The sequence below is a fragment of the Serratia sp. BIGb0163 genome, from assembly GCF_024809935.1.
Lineage (GTDB): Bacteria > Pseudomonadota > Gammaproteobacteria > Enterobacterales > Enterobacteriaceae > Serratia > Serratia quinivorans.
This window is the reverse complement of record NZ_JANUDZ010000001.1, coordinates 404,003-421,116: the sequence shown is the minus strand read 5'-3', so window position 1 is coordinate 421,116 and position 17,114 is coordinate 404,003. Positions and strand designations below refer to the sequence as shown.

Sequence of the window (17,114 nt, the reverse complement as noted above, 5' to 3'; positions counted from 1 at the left end):
CATAAGTTAAATTGCTGCATTTTACGCTCGCTTTAGCAGCAATTTAATAATTAATAGGGAAAGGCTATCAAACAAATCGTTAACAACATCCCCTGACGCTTTTTTTAATGCTGCGTTTTCCCTACAATCGGATCCATTGTCCGCCATTGTGGGAAAAGAGGGTATTCATGGGCACGGCTAAACACAGCAAATTATTGATCCTGGGCTCCGGCCCGGCGGGTTATACCGCCGCAGTTTACGCAGCGCGCGCCAACCTGAGCCCGGTATTGATTACCGGTATGGAGCAAGGGGGTCAGTTGACCACCACCACCGAAGTGGAAAACTGGCCGGGTGATGCCGAAGGCCTGACCGGCCCGGCGCTGATGGAGCGTATGCGCGAGCATGCTGAAAAATTCCAGACAGAGATTGTGTTTGACCACATCAACAGCGTTGACCTGCAGAACCGTCCGTTCCGCCTGTTTGGTGACAGCGGCGAATACACCTGTGATGCACTGATTATCGCCACTGGCGCATCGGCCCGTTACCTTGGCCTGCCTACCGAAGAAGCTTTCAAAGGCAAGGGCGTGTCTGCCTGTGCCACCTGTGACGGTTTCTTCTACCGTAATCAGAAAGTCGCGGTGGTCGGTGGTGGCAACACTGCCGTGGAAGAAGCGCTTTATTTGTCCAACATCGCGGCCGAAGTTCACCTGATTCACCGCCGTGACAGCTTCCGTTCAGAAAAGATCCTGATCAACCGGCTGATGGAGAAAGTGAAAAACGGCAACATCGTGCTGCACACCGACCATACTCTGGACGAAGTGCTGGGCGATCAAATGGGCGTTACCGGCGTACGTATCCGTAGCACCAAAGCGGAAGACCAAACGCAGGAACTTGAACTGGCCGGCGTGTTTATCGCCATCGGCCACAGCCCGAACACCAGCATTTTCGGTGGTCAGCTGGAACTGGAAAACGGCTACATCAAGGTGCAGTCCGGTATTCACGGTAATGCCACCCAGACCACCATTCCAGGCGTGTTCGCCGCCGGCGACGTGATGGATCACATCTACCGCCAGGCGATCACCTCTGCCGGGACCGGTTGTATGGCAGCGCTGGACGCTGAGCGTTATCTGGACGGCATTGCCGGCGCAGAAGTGCTGTAACCACACACTGTCATTTTAAAAAGCGGCTATCACAGCCGCTTTTTTTTTCCTGTAAGTTAAGTCGGACGGTGATTCGATGCACAATCTTCTCCATTGGCGTTTATTGGTTGCGGTAGCCGACAGCGGTAAAATCACCCAGGCGGCAAGCCAATGCGGCATGACCCAATCCGCCGCCAGTCAGGCCATCGCTCAGTTGGAAGATGCGCTGAATACCTTGCTGTTGGTTCGCCTGCCGCACAGCGTTGCGCTTACCCAGAGTGGTGAACAAATTGTCGTTCACGCCCGCGCCATGCTGGCCGAGCTGGAGGCAATCCAACACTACGCGCAGCGGGCACAAAGCGCGCACGCCGGAAAGATTCGCCTGGCCAGTTTCCCCTCCGCATTCTCCCTGTTACTGCCGCCGTTATTACGTAAATTCCGCCGTCGCTATCCTGCGATTGAACTGGTTCAATTGGAAGGTACCGACCAGGAAGTAGAAAACTGGTTGGCACTGGAAACCGCCGACGTCGGTGTGGTGTTGAACCCAAATAGAGAACGGCAAAGCTACCCATTGGGGCAAGACCTGTGGCTGGCCGTGACCGCCAGTCATCATCCACTGGCCAGGGGGCGGCAACCGGTGGAGTTCAGCACACTGGCCAAACAGCCGTTTGTGCTGGCTACCGGCGGCTGCAATCTCAATGCGCAACTGTTGGCACAGCAGGCCGGGTTGGTATTAACCGATGTACGTATCACCGTCAGTGACTGGAACACCGCCCTGACGCTGGTTCGGGAAGACGCCGGTGTATCGTTGATTCCAGCCTCGGTGATACCGACCGATCTCTCAGGTATTTGCGCGTTGCCTTTGGCTACGCCGCTTTATCGTCATTTTGGCCTGGTCTGTTCGTTTGGCAGCGCGGCTTCAGCGCCGGTACAGACCCTGCTGCAATATCTACAGCAGCACCTGCCCGTCAGTAGCTGAGCTGATAACAGGTTTCTGATATTTTAATTATTCAGTGGGCAGCGCCGACGGCATTCTGACGTTCAAGCAATTTCGCTTCTTAGCGCAGGAACTGCCATGAAACTCTACTTTGCACCCGACACCTGTTCGCTCTCCCCACACATTGTTTTACGCGAGCTGGGATTGCCGTTCGAACTGATCAGAGTCAATAACCGCACCAAACGCAGCGCCGACGGCCGGGACTTTTTTCAGGTGAATCCCAAAGGCTACGTCGCCGCCCTGATGCTGGATGACGGGCGGGTGATTACCGAAGGTGCTGCCATCGTGCAATATTTGGCAGATCTGCGCCCCGACGCCGCACTGGCCCCACCTGGCGAGTCTTTCGAACGGGTGCGTTTACAGGAATGGCTGAACTTCATTACCAGCGAGATCCACTCGGGTTCCAGTCCGTTGTTCAACTCGGCACTGCCGGAAGCAACCAAAACGCTGTTTCGCGACAAACTGCGTCGCCGCCTCGATTACCTTGCCCAGGCGCTGAACGAACAACCTTTCCTGCTGGGTGAATGTTTTAGCGTAGCGGATGCCTATTTATTTACCGTGCTGCGTTGGATGTCCCAGTTTTCCATCGAACTAAAAGACTGGCCATCGTTAACCCGTTATATGGCGTTGATCGCCCGCCGCGAATCCGTACAAACCGCCCTGGCCGCGGAAGCTGCAAGTCAGGAGGTGGAATAACCCGGGAGCCGCCGTCTGTTATACCGCTATTTGACCGCTTTATTATTTTCAGTCTGCCGGGTGAAGAGGTAACATTGGCCTTCACTTGTTCGCTTCAGGTTGGGGCAAACACTTTTTTTAACAGTACGTTAACCTTACCTGTCACCACAGGCACCGGCGACGCAGACTAAAAACTGATGAAAAAAACCAGACAGCAACAGTTAACCCGTTGGCTCAAAACTCAGAGCACCCTGGCGCAGCGATGGTTGCGCCTTTCCATGTTATTGGGGCTGATAAGCGGCATTTTGATTGTCGCACAGGCATGGCTGTTGGCCGCCCTGCTCCACGCCCTGATTATCGAACACGCCCCGCGTGAACAACTACTCCCCTGGTTTATCTGGCTGGCTGCCACCTTCGCACTGCGAGCGGTGCTGAGTTGGCTGCGTGAGCGCGTCGGTTTTATCTGCGGGCAGGTGATCCGCCAGCGTATGCGCCAACAGGTGTTGGATAAACTGCAACAGCTCGGCCCGGCCTGGATCCAGGGCAAGCCGGCCGGCAGTTGGGCCAGCATCATCGTCGAACAAATCGAAGATATGCAGGATTACTACTCCCGCTATCTGCCGCAGATGTACCTGGCGGTGTTTATCCCGGTGCTGATCCTGATTACCGTCTTCCCGATAAACTGGGCTGCCGGTCTGATCCTGTTGACCACCGCCCCGCTGATCCCGATGTTTATGGCGCTGGTCGGTATGGGGGCCGCCGATGCCAACCGTCGTAACTTTGTAGCGTTGGCACGGCTGAGCGGTAATTTCCTCGACCGCCTGCGCGGGCTGGATACGCTGCGCCTGTTCAACCGGGCTGAGGCAGAAACTGCGCAGATCGCCAAATCGTCCGAGGACTTCCGCAGCCGCACCATGGAAGTGCTGCGGTTGGCGTTTCTATCATCGGCCGTATTGGAGTTCTTTGCCTCTATCTCCATCGCCGTGGTGGCGGTCTATTTTGGTTTCTCTTTCCTTGGCGAACTTAATTTTGGCAGCTACGGCACCGGCGTTACGCTGTTCGCCGGTTTTCTGGTGCTGATCCTGGCGCCGGAGTTCTTCCAGCCACTGCGTGACCTGGGGGCCTTCTACCACGCCAAGGCGCAGGCGGTGGGCGCAGCGGAAGCGCTGGAAACCTTCCTCAGCGCCGAAGGCGAGCAAATGGGCAGCGGCACGCAACGGCTTGATACCGATGCGCCACTGGAACTACAGGCTCAGGATTTGGAGATCCTGTCGCCGAATGGCGTGCTGCTGGCCGGCCCACTGAGTTTCACCCTGCCGGCGAACCAGCGTATTGCCCTGGTCGGGTTAAGCGGTGCAGGTAAAAGCTCGCTGCTGAATCTGCTGCTCGGCTTTCTACCCTATCGCGGTTCATTAACCGTCAACGGAACCGAACTGCGCGAATTGGCGGCCGAAGGCTGGCGTCAGCAGCTTGGCTGGGTAGGTCAGAACCCGCACCTGCCGGCTCAGACGCTGCGGGCCAATATTCTGCTGGGGAACCCGCAGGCCAGCGAAGATCAGTTGCAACAGGCGGTGGAGCAAGCCTACGTCGGTGAGATCCTGCCGCATCTGCCGCAGGGATTAGAGACTGAGGTGGGCGATAACGCCGCACGACTGTCCGTCGGCCAGGCTCAGCGCGTGGCCGTAGCCCGGGCGCTGATCAGTCCGCGTCGTTTGCTGCTGCTGGATGAACCGGCCGCCAGTCTTGACGCCCACAGTGAACGGCGGGTGATGCAGGCGCTGAATGTCGCCTCACACCAGCAAACCACCCTGCTGGTCACCCACCAGTTGGAAGATACCGAAGATTACGACCAGATTTGGGTGATGGAAGGCGGGCAGATCGTTCAGCAAGGCGATTACGCCACGCTGAGTGCTCAACCGGGCCTGTTTGCCAATCTGATCGCACACCGCAGCGGGGATCTCTAATTATGCGCGTTTTGCTGCCGTTTCTGGCGCTATACCGTCGTCACAGCCTGCTGATTTGTTTAGGCATCGTGCTGGCCATCGTCACGCTGCTGGCCAGCATCGGCCTGCTGGCGCTGTCCGGCTGGTTCCTTGCCGCCTCTGCCCTCGCCGGGCTGGCGGGTCTGTTTACCTTCAACTACATGCTGCCTGCTGCCGGTGTCCGGGGCGCCGCCATTTTCCGCACCGCCGGGCGCTACGCCGAACGCGTGGTCAGCCACGATGCCACTTTCCGCGTGCTGTCCCATCTGCGGGTATTTACCTTTAAAAAGATCCTGCCGCTGTCGCCGGGCGGCATTGCTCGCTTCCGCCAGGCGGATCTGCTTAACCGTCTGGTGGCGGATGTCGATACTCTGGATCATTTGTACCTGCGGGTGATCTCGCCGCTGGTCAGCGCCGCCGCGGTGATTGTGGTGGTGACCTATGGCCTGAGCTGGCTGGACACCACGCTGGCCCTGACGCTGGGCGGCATTCTGCTGTTGTTACTGCTGTTGGTGCCACCGGTGTTTTATCGTGCAGGTAAGCCGATTGGCGGTCAGTTGACCGCACTGCGCGGTCAGTACCGTACCGATTTGACCGCCTGGCTGCAGGGCCAGGCCGAGCTGGTGGTGTTCGGTGCCGTTGAAAGCTTCCGTACCCGTCTGGATGCCACCGAGCAGCGCTGGCAGCGCCGTCAATGGCAACAGGCTTCTTTGGGTGGCATGGCACAGGCGCTGATGATTTTGGCCAGTGGCCTGACGGTCACTTTGATGCTGTGGCTCACCGCGGCCGGAATCGGCGGCGACAGCCAACCCGGTGCGCTGATTGCGCTGTTCGTGTTTGCCGCGCTGGCCTCGTTTGAAGCGCTGATGCCGGTGGCCGGTGCTTTCCAGCATCTGGGTCAGGTGATCGCTTCCGCCACGCGGGTGAAGCAGGTCATCGACCGACAGCCGGAAGTGACCTTCCCGGCCCATGGCCCGGCGACCGAGAACCTTGCCACACTGAGCCTGCAGCAACTCACTTTCACTTACCCCGACCAGCCGCTGCCGGTATTGCAGGATGTCTCGCTGGAGATTGCCGCCGGTGAACACATTGCGCTGCTCGGGCGTACCGGCTGTGGCAAATCGACCCTGCTGCAGTTGCTAACCCGCGCCTGGAACGCCGACAGCGGCCAGGTGCTGCTCAATGGCCAGCCACTGAGTGCTTACGATGAAACCACGCTGCGCCAGATGACCACCGTGGTCAGTCAGCGGGTGCATATTTTCAGCGATACACTGCGCGAAAACCTGCGCATCGCCGCGCCTGCAGCGACCGATGAACAATTGCGCGAAGTATTGCAGCAGGTCGGCCTGGACAAGCTGCTGGACAACGAAGGGCTGAACGCCTGGCTGGGAGATGGCGGTCGCCAGCTTTCCGGCGGTGAGCAGCGCCGTCTGGGCATTGCCCGTGCGCTGTTGCATCAGGCGCCGTTGTTGTTGCTCGATGAACCGACCGAAGGCCTGGACGCCGAAACCGAACAGCAGATCCTGGCGCTGCTGCGCCGGCACTGCCGGGGTAAAACGCTGATCCTGGTGACCCACCGTCTGTATGGGCTGGAGTACATGGACCGTATCTGCGTGATGGACGGCGGCCAGATTGTCGAGCAAGGCGATCATCTCACCCTGATGCGTCAACAGGGGCGTTATGCCCGGTTCCGCCAACGCATCAGTGGCATACCGCTGTAAAATGGCCTGTAGAGGACGCTGAGACCTTTTATGCGCATAGTTAAGCTGTCACCGCATTCACTGGCGTTCCCCTCTCCTGAGGGCGCGCTGCGCGATCCTAACGGTCTGCTGGCGATTGGCGGTGATTTGACCGCGCCGCGCTTGCTGGCCGCCTATGAACGCGGCATTTTCCCCTGGTTTTCACCGGGGGAAGCCATTTTGTGGTGGTCGCCGGACCCACGCGCGGTGCTGTTCCCGGCCGAGCGCCATATCAGCCGCAGTCTGAAACGCTTTCTGCGCAGTAACCCCTTTCGCGTGACGCTAAATCACGACTTTGCGGCGGTGATCGCCGCCTGCGCCGATCGACCGGAAGAAGGCACCTGGATTGGCCCGGAAGTACAGCGCGCCTATTTGCATCTGCACCGCCTTGGCTTCGCCCATTCAATCGAGGTGTGGCAGGGCGACGAACTGGTCGGCGGCATGTACGGCGTGGCTCAGGGGGCGCTATTTTGTGGCGAATCCATGTTTAGCCGTACCACCAACGCTTCCAAGTGCGCCCTGATGACTTTTTGCCGCCATTTTGCCGCTTATGGCGGAGAATTGATTGACTGTCAGGTGCTTAACGCTCACACTGCCACGCTGGGAGCGAAAGAGATCCCCCGAAGACAATTTTTGCAGCAGCTCAGCCAACTTCAGCGCAAGCCATTAGCGCCAGAATGCTGGGCACCGCAAGTGTTACCCCCACAGCAGGTTGAACCACCCTCCCCAACAAACTAATTTTGCGGAAACGGTGCAATGTTCACCGACACTTCTTTACATAATGTGGGTTTTTCGGCATTATCTTGCCGGTTAAAAACTAAGGTAGTTAGACCTAGAGGATTCGATGGCCAAAGAAGACAATATTGAAATGCAGGGCACCGTTCTTGATACGCTGCCGAACACCATGTTCCGCGTTGAGTTAGAAAACGGGCACGTGGTAACCGCACATATCTCCGGTAAAATGCGCAAGAACTACATCCGCATCCTGACGGGCGACAAAGTCACTGTAGAGCTGACCCCGTACGACCTGAGCAAAGGCCGCATTGTCTTCCGTAGCCGTTAATCGGCTCACTCGTCGCCAGCCGATGGCGGCACCGAGGATGTAATGCCTCCGGAGCCCTTTCCGTTTACCCCCGTAGCAACGTTCAACATCGAGTTGCAGGTGCGCAGGTAAACTGAGAGGGCTCAATCATTTCTGTTGTGGTGATGATTTTCACCCATAAAAAAAGCGATGCCGAAGCATCGCTTTTTCTTTATCTGAATCTGACCCCAGACTTAGTGCACCGCACCCTCGTCCGCCTTGCGCATTGACGCGCTGATAAATTGATAAGTCAGTTTCTGGTTTTCCTTGTCCAACTCGACCTTCACCGAGCCGCCGTCCACCAGCGAGCCGAACAGCAGTTCGTTAGCCAGCGGTTTCTTCAGGTTTTCCTGCATCACACGCGCCATTGGACGAGCGCCCATCGCACGGTCGTAGCCTTTCACTGACAGCCAGTCACGCGCTTCGTCACTCACTTCCAGCGACACGCCCTTCGCATCCAGCTGCGCCTGCAGTTCGACGATAAACTTATCGACAACCTGCTGGATCACCTCGGTCGACAGATGGTTGAACCAAAGAATATTGTCCAGACGGTTACGGAATTCCGGCGTGAACACTTTTTTGATCTCTTCCATCGCGTCGGTGCTGTTGTCCTGCTGGACCAGGCCGATCGATTTACGTTCTGTCTCGCGCACCCCAGCGTTGGTGGTCATCACCAGGATCACGTTGCGGAAGTCCGCCTTACGGCCGTTGTTGTCGGTCAGGGTCCCGTTGTCCATCACCTGCAGCAGCAGGTTGAACACGTCCGGATGCGCCTTCTCGATTTCATCGAGCAGTACGACCGAGTGCGGATGCTTGAGCACCGCGTCGGTCAGCAGACCACCCTGGTCGTAGCCGACATAGCCCGGAGGCGCGCCAATCAGACGGCTAACGGTATGACGTTCCATATACTCGGACATGTCAAAGCGCAGCAGTTTGATATCCATCGCCTTCGCCAGCTGTACCGTAACCTCGGTTTTCCCGACCCCGGTTGGCCCGGCAAACAGGAAGGAACCGACAGGCTTGCGATCGTGGCCCAGACCCGCACGGCTCATCTTGATTGCCTCGGTCAGCGCTTCAATCGCCTGATCCTGGCCAAATACCAGCATTTTCAGGCGGTCGCCCAGGCTTCTCAACACATCGCGATCGCTCGCCGACACGGTTTTTTCCGGGATACGTGCGATACGCGCCACCACCGACTCAATGTCAGAAACGTTAACGGTTTTCTTGCGCTTGCTGACCGGCATCAACCGGCTGCGAGCCCCCGCCTCGTCGATCACGTCGATAGCCTTGTCCGGCAGATGACGGTCGTTGATGTATTTCACCGACAGCTCAACCGCGGCACGCACCGCTTTCGCGGTATAACGCACATCGTGGTGCGCTTCGTACTTGGTTTTCAGGCCGTTGATGATCTGAATGGTCTCTTCCGGCGTCGGCTCGATAATGTCGATTTTCTGGAAGCGACGGGCCAAGGCGCGATCTTTTTCAAAGATGTTGCTGAATTCCTGATAGGTGGTCGAACCTATGACCCGGATCTTGCCGCTGGAAAGCAGCGGTTTGATCAGGTTGGCGGCATCTACCTGCCCACCGGAAGCCGCTCCGGCACCGATGATGGTGTGGATCTCATCGATAAACAGGATGCTGTTCTTGTCCTGCTCCAACTGTTTCAGCAGGGCCTTGAAGCGTTTCTCGAAATCGCCGCGGTATTTGGTACCGGCCAGCAACGATCCTATATCCAGCGAATACAGCGTACAGTCCGCCATCACTTCCGGGACGTCGCCCTGCACGATGCGCCAGGCCAGCCCTTCGGCAATCGCGGTTTTACCCACGCCGGACTCACCCACCAACAGCGGGTTATTCTTGCGGCGACGGCACAACACCTGAATGGCACGCTCCAGCTCAGGACCACGGCCAATCAGGGGATCGATACCGCCCACCCGGGCCAGTTGGTTGAGGTTGGTGGTGAAGTTTTCCATACGGTCTTCCCCTCCGGACTGCTCTTCATTCACCGGGTTTTCCGCATTCGGCGCTTGGCCCGGCTCGTCTTTACGTGTGCCATGTGAAATGAAGTTCACTACGTCAAGACGACTGACGTCGTGTTTGCGCAGCAGGTAAGCCGCCTGCGACTCCTGCTCGCTGAAAATTGCCACCAGCACGTTGGCGCCGCTGACTTCGCTGCGGCCGGAAGATTGGACATGGAATACCGCACGCTGCAGTACGCGCTGGAAGCTGAGCGTCGGCTGAGTGTCGCGCTCTTCTTCGCTGGCGGGCAGCGTCGGCGTGGTTTGTTCGATAAAGGCTTCGAGTTCCTGGCGTAATGCGGCCAGGTCCACCGTACATGCCTCAAGCGCTTCCCGCGCGGCAGGGTTGCTGAGTAACGCCAGCAACAGGTGCTCCACGGTCATAAACTCGTGTCTGTGCTCACGCGCTCTGGCGAAAGCCATGTTGAGACTGAGTTCCAGTTCTTGATTGAGCATAAGCACCTCCCCAATAGATTGCCTTATTCAGGCTTTTTCCAGCGTACAAAGCAACGGATGCTCGTTCTCCCTGGCATAACGGTTCACATGCACGACTTTGGTTTCCGCCACCTCGGCGGTAAATACACCGCAGATCGCCTTGCCTTGATAGTGGACCGTGAGCATCAGTTGCGTTGCGCGTTCAATATCATAAGAAAAGAACTTTTGCAGAACGTCAATCACAAATTCCATCGGTGTGTAATCGTCGTTGTTAAGTATAACTTTATACATAGACGGCGGTTTTACCGCATCGATTTGTTTTTCTTCGGCCAAGTGTTCAAAATTTAGCCAATCGTTGTTATTGCCCATCGCTGCTCATCTTCTCTGCTCTGTCCTTTTATATGGGGACAGGTTCCGGTTATTCAAAGTGGGGTATCCATACTATTTTATCATCTTCGCCAGCATCCCGCCGCACTGGAACGTGCGCAAATATCTCTGACGAATTGTTACCAAACAATGTCAATAGCGTTACCTGCTTCAAACTTTGATGAACTGCTCGCTGCCACAAAAGCCGATCCCTTGACGTGATAATCATTTGCTCTAGAGTGTAAATTCATGGGCTGGTGGTGTTTTAACCACTTTCAGGCTCATCTGCCGCCTGCCACTGGCGGGTGCGAATTCAGTTATTCATCTCACCTAAAAATAGCGTTGCGAGGGATGTAAAAGCATGGAGACGGGTACTGTTAAATGGTTCAACAACGCCAAAGGGTTTGGGTTTATTTGTCCTGAAGGCGGTGGCGAAGACATATTCGCCCACTATTCTACGATTAAGATGGATGGGTACCGGACGCTAAAAGCTGGCCAACAGGTCAGTTTTGACGTGCACCAGGGGCCAAAAGGGAATCATGCGAGTCTTATTGTGCCAGTGGAAAGCGAGGCGTTGGCCTAAACGCTTCCACCCAGTCAGTCTGAAACACCGAAAAAAAATGCCAGCCGCCGTATGACTGGCATTTTTTATTATGCCCGTCGTATTTCAAGCTGCAGCGTTGTTACCTGCACTCGCTCACCTCAGTTACTTACTCAAGTAAGCGCCTGAGAATGAGCGAGCTGGGCGCCTAGCTGCAGCTTGAAATTCATAGGGCAGGCCAGGCTATTCGCGAGCCAGAGCGTCAATCGGGTTAAGCCGCGCTGCGCTGCGTGCCGGCAGATAGCCAAACACCACGCCAATGGCGGTAGAACAGACAAACGCACTCAACAACGCTGCCGGAGGGAAACTGATCTGCCAGCCCGGTAGCACCAGTTGCACCAGCAGGCCGATGGCAAACGACAGCGTAATGCCCAGGGCACCACCCACCAGGCACACCAGTACCGCTTCAATCAGAAACTGCTGCAGCACGTCCCCGGAGCGAGCACCGACCGCCATACGAATGCCGATCTCGCGAGTACGCTCCGTCACCGACACCAACATGATGTTCATCACGCCGATGCCGCCAACCACCAGTGAAATCACCGCCACCAACGTCAGAAAAAGCTGCAGCGTGCGCGTGGTTTTTTCTGCGGTCTGCACCAGGCTGTCCATGTTATAGGTGAAGATGTCTTTCTTGCCATGGCGCAGCGTCAGCAAACGCGTCAACTTCTGCTCCGCTTCCTGGCTATTGTAGCCCTCGCGAATACGTACCGTGATCGAATCGAAATAGGCGTTACCCATCAGCCGGTTGGCCATGGTGCTGTAGGGCACCCAGACGTTCAGCGTCTTGCTGCTGCCGAACATTGACTGCTTCTCCTTCGCCACGCCAACCACCGTCGCCGGCATATTGCCCACCAGGATCACCTGACCTACCACGTCCTTTATATTGGGGAATAACCGGCGCTGAGTATTGGCGTCGATGACCACCGTTTGCGACTGCGATTGCACCTGCAGTTGATCGATACCGACGCCCTGGGTAAAGGTCATGCCGTAGACGCGGAAAAACTGTTCGCTGACCCCGGTAACATTGGCCGCCACATCGACGTTACCCAAGCGCAACCGCATGCTGCTGGCAATCGTGGGCGACAGCGCATTGACATAAGGCTGCTCGCGCAGTGCCTCAAGATCGTCGTATTTCAGTGCCTGGCGGAAGGTCGGATCGTCGTCGCCGAAGTCCTTGCCGGGGTAAATGTCGACCGTATTGGTGCCGATGGACTTGATATCCGCCAGCACCATCTGTTTGGCGGCGTCGCCGATCACCAGGATCGACACCACCGAGGCAATGCCGATAATAATGCCCAACATGGTCAGCGCGGTGCGCATTTTACTTGCCGCCATCGCTCGCCAGGCCATCACCAATGCCTCACGAAAACGGCCGGTCGTTTGCTGCCAGGACGGCGCCGGTGCCACCATCTCCAGCGGTTTGGCGTTCGGGTTGCTCTGCCGTTCCGGGCGTGAATCGGCGATGATCTCTCCGTCGCGAATTTCAATGATCCGCTCAGCCTGCTGAGCCACCGCCGGATCGTGAGTGACGATAATCACCGTATGCCCCTGCTCACGCAGTTGCTTGAGGATGGTCATCACCTCCTCGCCAGAATGACTATCGAGGGCACCGGTCGGCTCATCCGCCAGGATCACCTGCCCCCCGTTCATCAGCGCACGGGCAATACTGACCCGCTGCTGCTGGCCGCCGGAAAGCTGGCTTGGCCGGTAGCCAACGCGTTCACCCAGCCCCAAACGCTGTAACAACGCAATCGCACGCTCGCGCCGTGCTGCCTTACCCAGTCCGGCATACACCGCCGGGACCTCAACGTTATGCGCCGCGCTCAGATGAGGCAGTAAATGATAACGCTGGAAGATGAAGCCGAAATGCTCACGCCGCAACCGGGCCAGCGCATCCCCATCAAGCGTCGCCACGTCCTGTCCGGCCACCCGATAAACGCCGGCGCTGGGCTTATCCAGGCAGCCAAGAATATTCATCAGCGTCGACTTGCCGGAGCCGGAGGCTCCCATAATCGCCACCATTTCACCGGCATTGATGCTCAGGCTCACGTCCTTCAACACCGCTACGGTCTGGTCGCCCGACTGATAGCTGCGGCTGATGCCGCTCAGTTCCAACAGCGCGGCCATCAGAGAGCCTCCGCGCCGCCACGGCTGACAATCACTTCATCGCCAATATTCAGTCCGCTGAGAATTTGCACGTCGATATTATTACGCAGGCCAATGGCCACCTCGCGCTTTTCCTCCTTGCCCTGTTTCAATATCGAAACATGGTAGCGATTATCGGCGATTTGATCGCCCAACGCTGCCAGAGGAATGACCTGCACCTGGTTGACGCCCGCCAGTTGAATATGCACCTGCGCCGTCATCTGCAGTCGCAATAATCCCTCGGGATTGGGCACTTCAAAACGCGCATAGTAAAAGATGGCGTTATTGACCTTTTCCGGCGTTGGCTGAATATCTTTCAGCACGCCGTCAAAGCGTCGGTTAGGATCGCCCAACACGGTAAACCAGGCTTTTTGGCCCGGCTTGAGGCTGATGACGTCCGCTTCCGACACCTGAGCCTTCACCAGCATGGTGCTGAGATCCGCCAGCGTCAAAATGTTCGGTGCCTGCTGCGCGGCTATCACCGTCTGGCCCTGCAGCGTGGTGATTTGCACCACGTCACCGTCCATCGGTGCTTCTATACGGGTAAACGCCAGATTGATCTTGGCGGTATCCAGGCTGGCCTGATTCCTGGCGATCTGCGCCTGAATGGTACCCACCTGCGCCTTCTTCACCGCCAACTGTGTCGCCGCCTGATCCAGATCCTGGCGTGACACCGCCTGCAGTTTGGCCAACGCCTGATTACGCTGCAGCGTTACCGCCGCCAGCTGTTGCTCAGCCTGCGCCTGTTGCAACTGGGCGTGCAGCTCACGCAACGTCGCCTCACCCTCACGGATGCTGTTTTGCGCCTGTTGCGGATCGATTACCCCAAGCAACTGGCCTTTTTTAACCCGATCGCCGATCTCGACATACAGGCTTTCCAACTGCCCACTCACCTGCGCACCCACGTCAACCTTGCGTACCGCGTCAAGCTGGCCGGTTGCCAGTACGTTTTGCTGTAGATCGCCCTTGACCACCTTCACCGTTTTAAATGGAGTCGGGGCCGGGTGGCTGAAGTGCCAGGCCGCCATCGCCACGATCGCCACCAGTACGATTAGCGCCATGACCCAGCGTCGCTTATGTCCTTTAAACCACGTCAAAATAGGTTCCTGCCTGTTGCAATTCATGCTGCCAACAGCGACAGCGGAGCTAAATTATCACGCACGATGATGAATAACTAAACCTTGGTTCAACACAATGTGGAGACACCCTTGGTTACATTCTGCATTGAACTCCCGTTTAGTGAAGGCTTGGTGAAATAGCGCCATTCAACACAGCCAAGGATTTCATCATGTCTCAGCTCAGCTATCCACTCGTATCTGCACGCCCGCTTAACGGCTGGCAATTGATGACGGCGCTGGCCAATGGCGACAAGGCACCCAGCAAAGCCTGGAAGAAAACATCATTTCGCCTGAAGTTTATCGGCCGTTCATTATTTCGCTGGCCGACCACCAGCGCTCTGCTCAATACGCTGGCATCCAACCCTTTGCTGGATGAAATACTGAACGCGCAGCCCAATCTACCGTGCAAGCTGCATCGCCCGTATCTGGCGGCGAACATGAGCAAAATCGAGAGCCTGTTCGCCCTGCGCGATCATTACGATCTCAGCAAGCAACGTATGCCGATGAAAATGCTGCTCGGTCATCTGAACAAACCCTTTTTGCTGACCAGCGCCTGCGGTAAGAGTGGTGCCGCCGTTTCACTGGAGCTGGCAGCCATCGATCATCTGAATAAGGAAGGGGAAGCCACCCTGCTGCTGCGTAATGGCAACGGGATTATGCTGGCGGAAATCACCTTTGCATTGATGCACTATCAGCAACAGCCCACGCTGTTTATCGGGGGGTTACAGGGAGCCAATCACCAGGTGCCGCACGCCGAAATACAGCAGGCCACCAAAGAGTGTCACGGGTTGTTCCCAAAACGGCTGGTGCTGGAAGGGATTTGCACTCTGGCGCGCCATCTGGGCATTCAGCAAATTGTGGCGGTCGGCAATGCCACACATATCTACCAAAACTGGCGCTATCACAGTAAAAAGAAAGACCAACTGCATGCCGATTACGATCAATTCTGGACATCAATGGGCGGCAAGATGCTGGAAAGCGGCTATTTCCTGCTGCCGGAGCAGATCGCCCGTAAACCGATCGAAGAGGTGGCCAGCAAAAAACGTGCAGAATATCGCCGCCGCTATCAACTGCTGGACGAGCTGGAACAGGGGATGGCCGAGCATTTCAGCAACCAACCCCGTTTTGCCGGGGCCTAGTCGGCCCTGCCGCGCGCCAGCCAGATCACGCGTGAGAACATTTTTTTCAGCAATGGCGGCACCGAATCCGTGCCCCACTCGCCCGCTTGCATCGCCACCTCAATGGCCAGGTCGGGCTTCGACGAGTGATGCACTGCCTTGAGGATCACCTTGCGTACCGGCATTTGAGCATTGCTCGGCACGGAGGCGACCCGGTAATAGACCGGGCTGAAACCTTCACGGAACATAAAGTGTTCCATATCCGGCGCCGGTAACGCGGTCAGCCGGTCACGCTCGTTATCCTCATGGTTATCCAGCATGCCGCGGACGGTGCCGGCGTATTTGCGCCCTGCCTCATCGCCATCCACCAACGCATGCCACTCAATGCCCATACGCCGGGCGAACCTCAGCAGCGGCTTCAGGCCGCACTGGGCGAATTCGATCACCCGTACCCCTTCCGCCTCAAAATGATAACCGCACTGGCGAGCCAGCTCGTTGAGCAGCCAGACTTCGGTTTCGCCTTCTACCAGCAGCCAACAACGGGCGAACAGCGATGACGGCCGGTTAAACCGAATATGAAAAGAAATGCGCCGCCCATCCTCCGGCCCCAGCCCGCGCGGCCCAAGACGATAAGTGGCCACCCGTCCCGACTCACGCACCAACCGACAAACGTGCTCAACCGGCACCAGGGAGACCAGTTCGCTGGAGTTAGTGGTGGTGATGCGCTGCAGCGGCAGTTGGTTAAGCAACCCCCAGGCTACCGAAAGCATGATCGGATGCAGGCGCGTTTCCGGATCCTCCACCAGCAGCAGCGGCCGGGCGTGCGGATCCAGTTTGACGCTGCCCTTGGCCTGTAACAGCGTAGAAAACATGCCCAGTAAAATAAGACGCATGCTGCGACTATTGGGTTCGGCCACCATACGGTTGATGCTGTCCAGTGAGCGCCATGCCTGTTGATCCTGATCTTGATCCAGCCGTTTCCGGCGCGGCCGCGTCACCTGTGACCCCTGCTCGGCAAAGTAGTGTTCCAACAGTTGCTGCATAGCCGCCAGCCCCTGTCGCAGTTCGGCGTTGGTCAACTTTTGCGGGTTGCGCACCAGCTCACGCATCAGTTGATCCAACTGCTGGGCCAGCGCCTTGTTATCGGCCGGATGTTCATCATTTAACGTGCTGGGCCGCAGGCGGCGGATAAAACGAGCATCGCGCAGGCGCAGTACCGGGTGGATACGGATAATGGCGTGTGCCAGTTGCTCAATATGGTGCAACTGCATCGGATTACCGTCGGCATCCAGGAAACCGCGCCAGGTGCACACCGTGCCGTCATCGGCCAGTTCACCTTCGCAGCGATAATAAATGCGGTTCAGGTTATCCCCGCCCTTGACCCACAGCGGCGACAGGTGGCGGTAACGCGGTAGATGAGCATGGCCGATATCTTTCTCGCAGAAGGTAAATACCACCTGCAGGTGCCGATCTTTGGCCTCTTCCTCACCCGGCGGGAAATGGAAATCGTGCGCTTCAAAACGGTACAGCTTGGGTTCCGGTGCCAACAGCAGGGTCAGCGCGTCAAGCAGGCTGGATTTACCCCAGGCATTTTCGCCGAGCAGCAGCGTGTTGTCGTCCAGCATCAGTGACAGCCGGTTAATGCCGCGGAAACCTACAATCTCGATTCGCTCTAAGAACATCTGTCGCCTCCCGTGCGCGCGGTCACCGTCCTTAAT

General features: G+C 57.2%; 14 protein-coding genes. 9 read left to right on the top strand and 5 right to left on the bottom strand.

The window, feature by feature from the left end:
* The first annotated feature begins 167 nt into the window (after positions 1-167).
* The 7 genes from trxB (at position 168) to infA (ending at position 7,574) form a co-directional block, all read left to right on the top strand.
* On the top strand, positions 168-1,139 hold the full coding sequence (gene trxB / locus M2406_RS02000; protein ID WP_012006112.1) for a thioredoxin-disulfide reductase: 972 nt from the start codon (positions 168-170) through the stop codon (positions 1,137-1,139).
* Positions 1,140-1,215: 76 nt separating this feature from the next.
* Positions 1,216-2,097 carry a LysR family transcriptional regulator gene (locus tag M2406_RS01995; RefSeq protein ID WP_218215981.1) on the top strand — a complete coding sequence of 294 codons (882 nt, stop codon included), beginning with the start codon at positions 1,216-1,218 and terminating at the stop codon, positions 2,095-2,097.
* A 96-nt stretch (positions 2,098-2,193) separates the two neighbouring features.
* Complete coding sequence (gene gstA / locus M2406_RS01990) at positions 2,194-2,811, top strand: glutathione transferase GstA (RefSeq protein WP_012006110.1); 618 nt, start codon at positions 2,194-2,196, stop codon at positions 2,809-2,811.
* Between the two features lie 176 nt (positions 2,812-2,987).
* On the top strand, positions 2,988-4,754 hold the full coding sequence (locus M2406_RS01985) for a heme ABC transporter permease/ATP-binding protein CydD (RefSeq protein WP_259188306.1): 1,767 nt from the start codon (positions 2,988-2,990) through the stop codon (positions 4,752-4,754).
* 2 nt (positions 4,755-4,756) lie between these two features.
* On the top strand, positions 4,757-6,493 hold the full coding sequence (locus M2406_RS01980; RefSeq protein ID WP_259188304.1) for a heme ABC transporter ATP-binding protein/permease CydC: 1,737 nt from the start codon (positions 4,757-4,759) through the stop codon (positions 6,491-6,493).
* Between the two features lie 30 nt (positions 6,494-6,523).
* Complete coding sequence (gene aat / locus M2406_RS01975; protein WP_012006107.1) at positions 6,524-7,249, top strand: leucyl/phenylalanyl-tRNA--protein transferase; 726 nt, start codon at positions 6,524-6,526, stop codon at positions 7,247-7,249.
* Positions 7,250-7,355: 106 nt separating this feature from the next.
* Positions 7,356-7,574 carry a translation initiation factor IF-1 gene (infA, locus tag M2406_RS01970; RefSeq protein ID WP_002211347.1) on the top strand — a complete coding sequence of 73 codons (219 nt, stop codon included), beginning with the start codon at positions 7,356-7,358 and terminating at the stop codon, positions 7,572-7,574.
* Between the two features lie 212 nt (positions 7,575-7,786).
* Here the strand turns inward: infA and clpA are convergent, their stop codons facing one another.
* Positions 7,787-10,066, bottom strand: coding sequence for an ATP-dependent Clp protease ATP-binding subunit ClpA (gene clpA, locus M2406_RS01965; RefSeq protein ID WP_012006106.1), 2,280 nt, complete (start codon positions 10,064-10,066; stop codon positions 7,787-7,789).
* A gap of 27 nt (positions 10,067-10,093) precedes the next feature.
* Complete coding sequence (gene clpS, locus M2406_RS01960; protein ID WP_004928347.1) at positions 10,094-10,414, bottom strand: ATP-dependent Clp protease adapter ClpS; 321 nt, start codon at positions 10,412-10,414, stop codon at positions 10,094-10,096.
* Positions 10,415-10,772: 358 nt separating this feature from the next.
* Between clpS and cspD the strand changes: the two genes are divergently transcribed.
* Positions 10,773-10,994, top strand: coding sequence for a cold shock-like protein CspD (cspD, locus tag M2406_RS01955; protein ID WP_012006105.1), 222 nt, complete (start codon positions 10,773-10,775; stop codon positions 10,992-10,994).
* A gap of 201 nt (positions 10,995-11,195) precedes the next feature.
* Here cspD and macB read toward each other — a convergent pair whose 3' ends face one another.
* The gene (gene macB, locus M2406_RS01950; protein WP_112363528.1) at positions 11,196-13,142 is read right to left on the bottom strand and encodes a macrolide ABC transporter ATP-binding protein/permease MacB; all 1,947 of its coding nucleotides are present in this window, start codon (positions 13,140-13,142) and stop codon (positions 11,196-11,198) included.
* Positions 13,142-14,257 carry a macrolide transporter subunit MacA gene (gene macA / locus M2406_RS01945; protein WP_026142292.1) on the bottom strand — a complete coding sequence of 372 codons (1,116 nt, stop codon included), beginning with the start codon at positions 14,255-14,257 and terminating at the stop codon, positions 13,142-13,144. The genes macB and macA overlap by 1 nt, the downstream gene beginning before the upstream one ends.
* A 191-nt stretch (positions 14,258-14,448) precedes the next feature.
* Here macA and M2406_RS01940 point away from each other — a divergent pair, with 191 nt between their 5' ends.
* Positions 14,449-15,417, top strand: a complete 969-nt coding sequence (locus M2406_RS01940; RefSeq protein ID WP_259188294.1) for a VirK/YbjX family protein — start codon at positions 14,449-14,451, stop codon at positions 15,415-15,417.
* Here M2406_RS01940 and M2406_RS01935 read toward each other — a convergent pair.
* The gene (locus M2406_RS01935; protein WP_012006101.1) at positions 15,414-17,078 is read right to left on the bottom strand and encodes an ATP-dependent endonuclease; all 1,665 of its coding nucleotides are present in this window, start codon (positions 17,076-17,078) and stop codon (positions 15,414-15,416) included. The genes M2406_RS01940 and M2406_RS01935 overlap by 4 nt on opposite strands.
* Positions 17,079-17,114 lie beyond the last annotated feature (36 nt).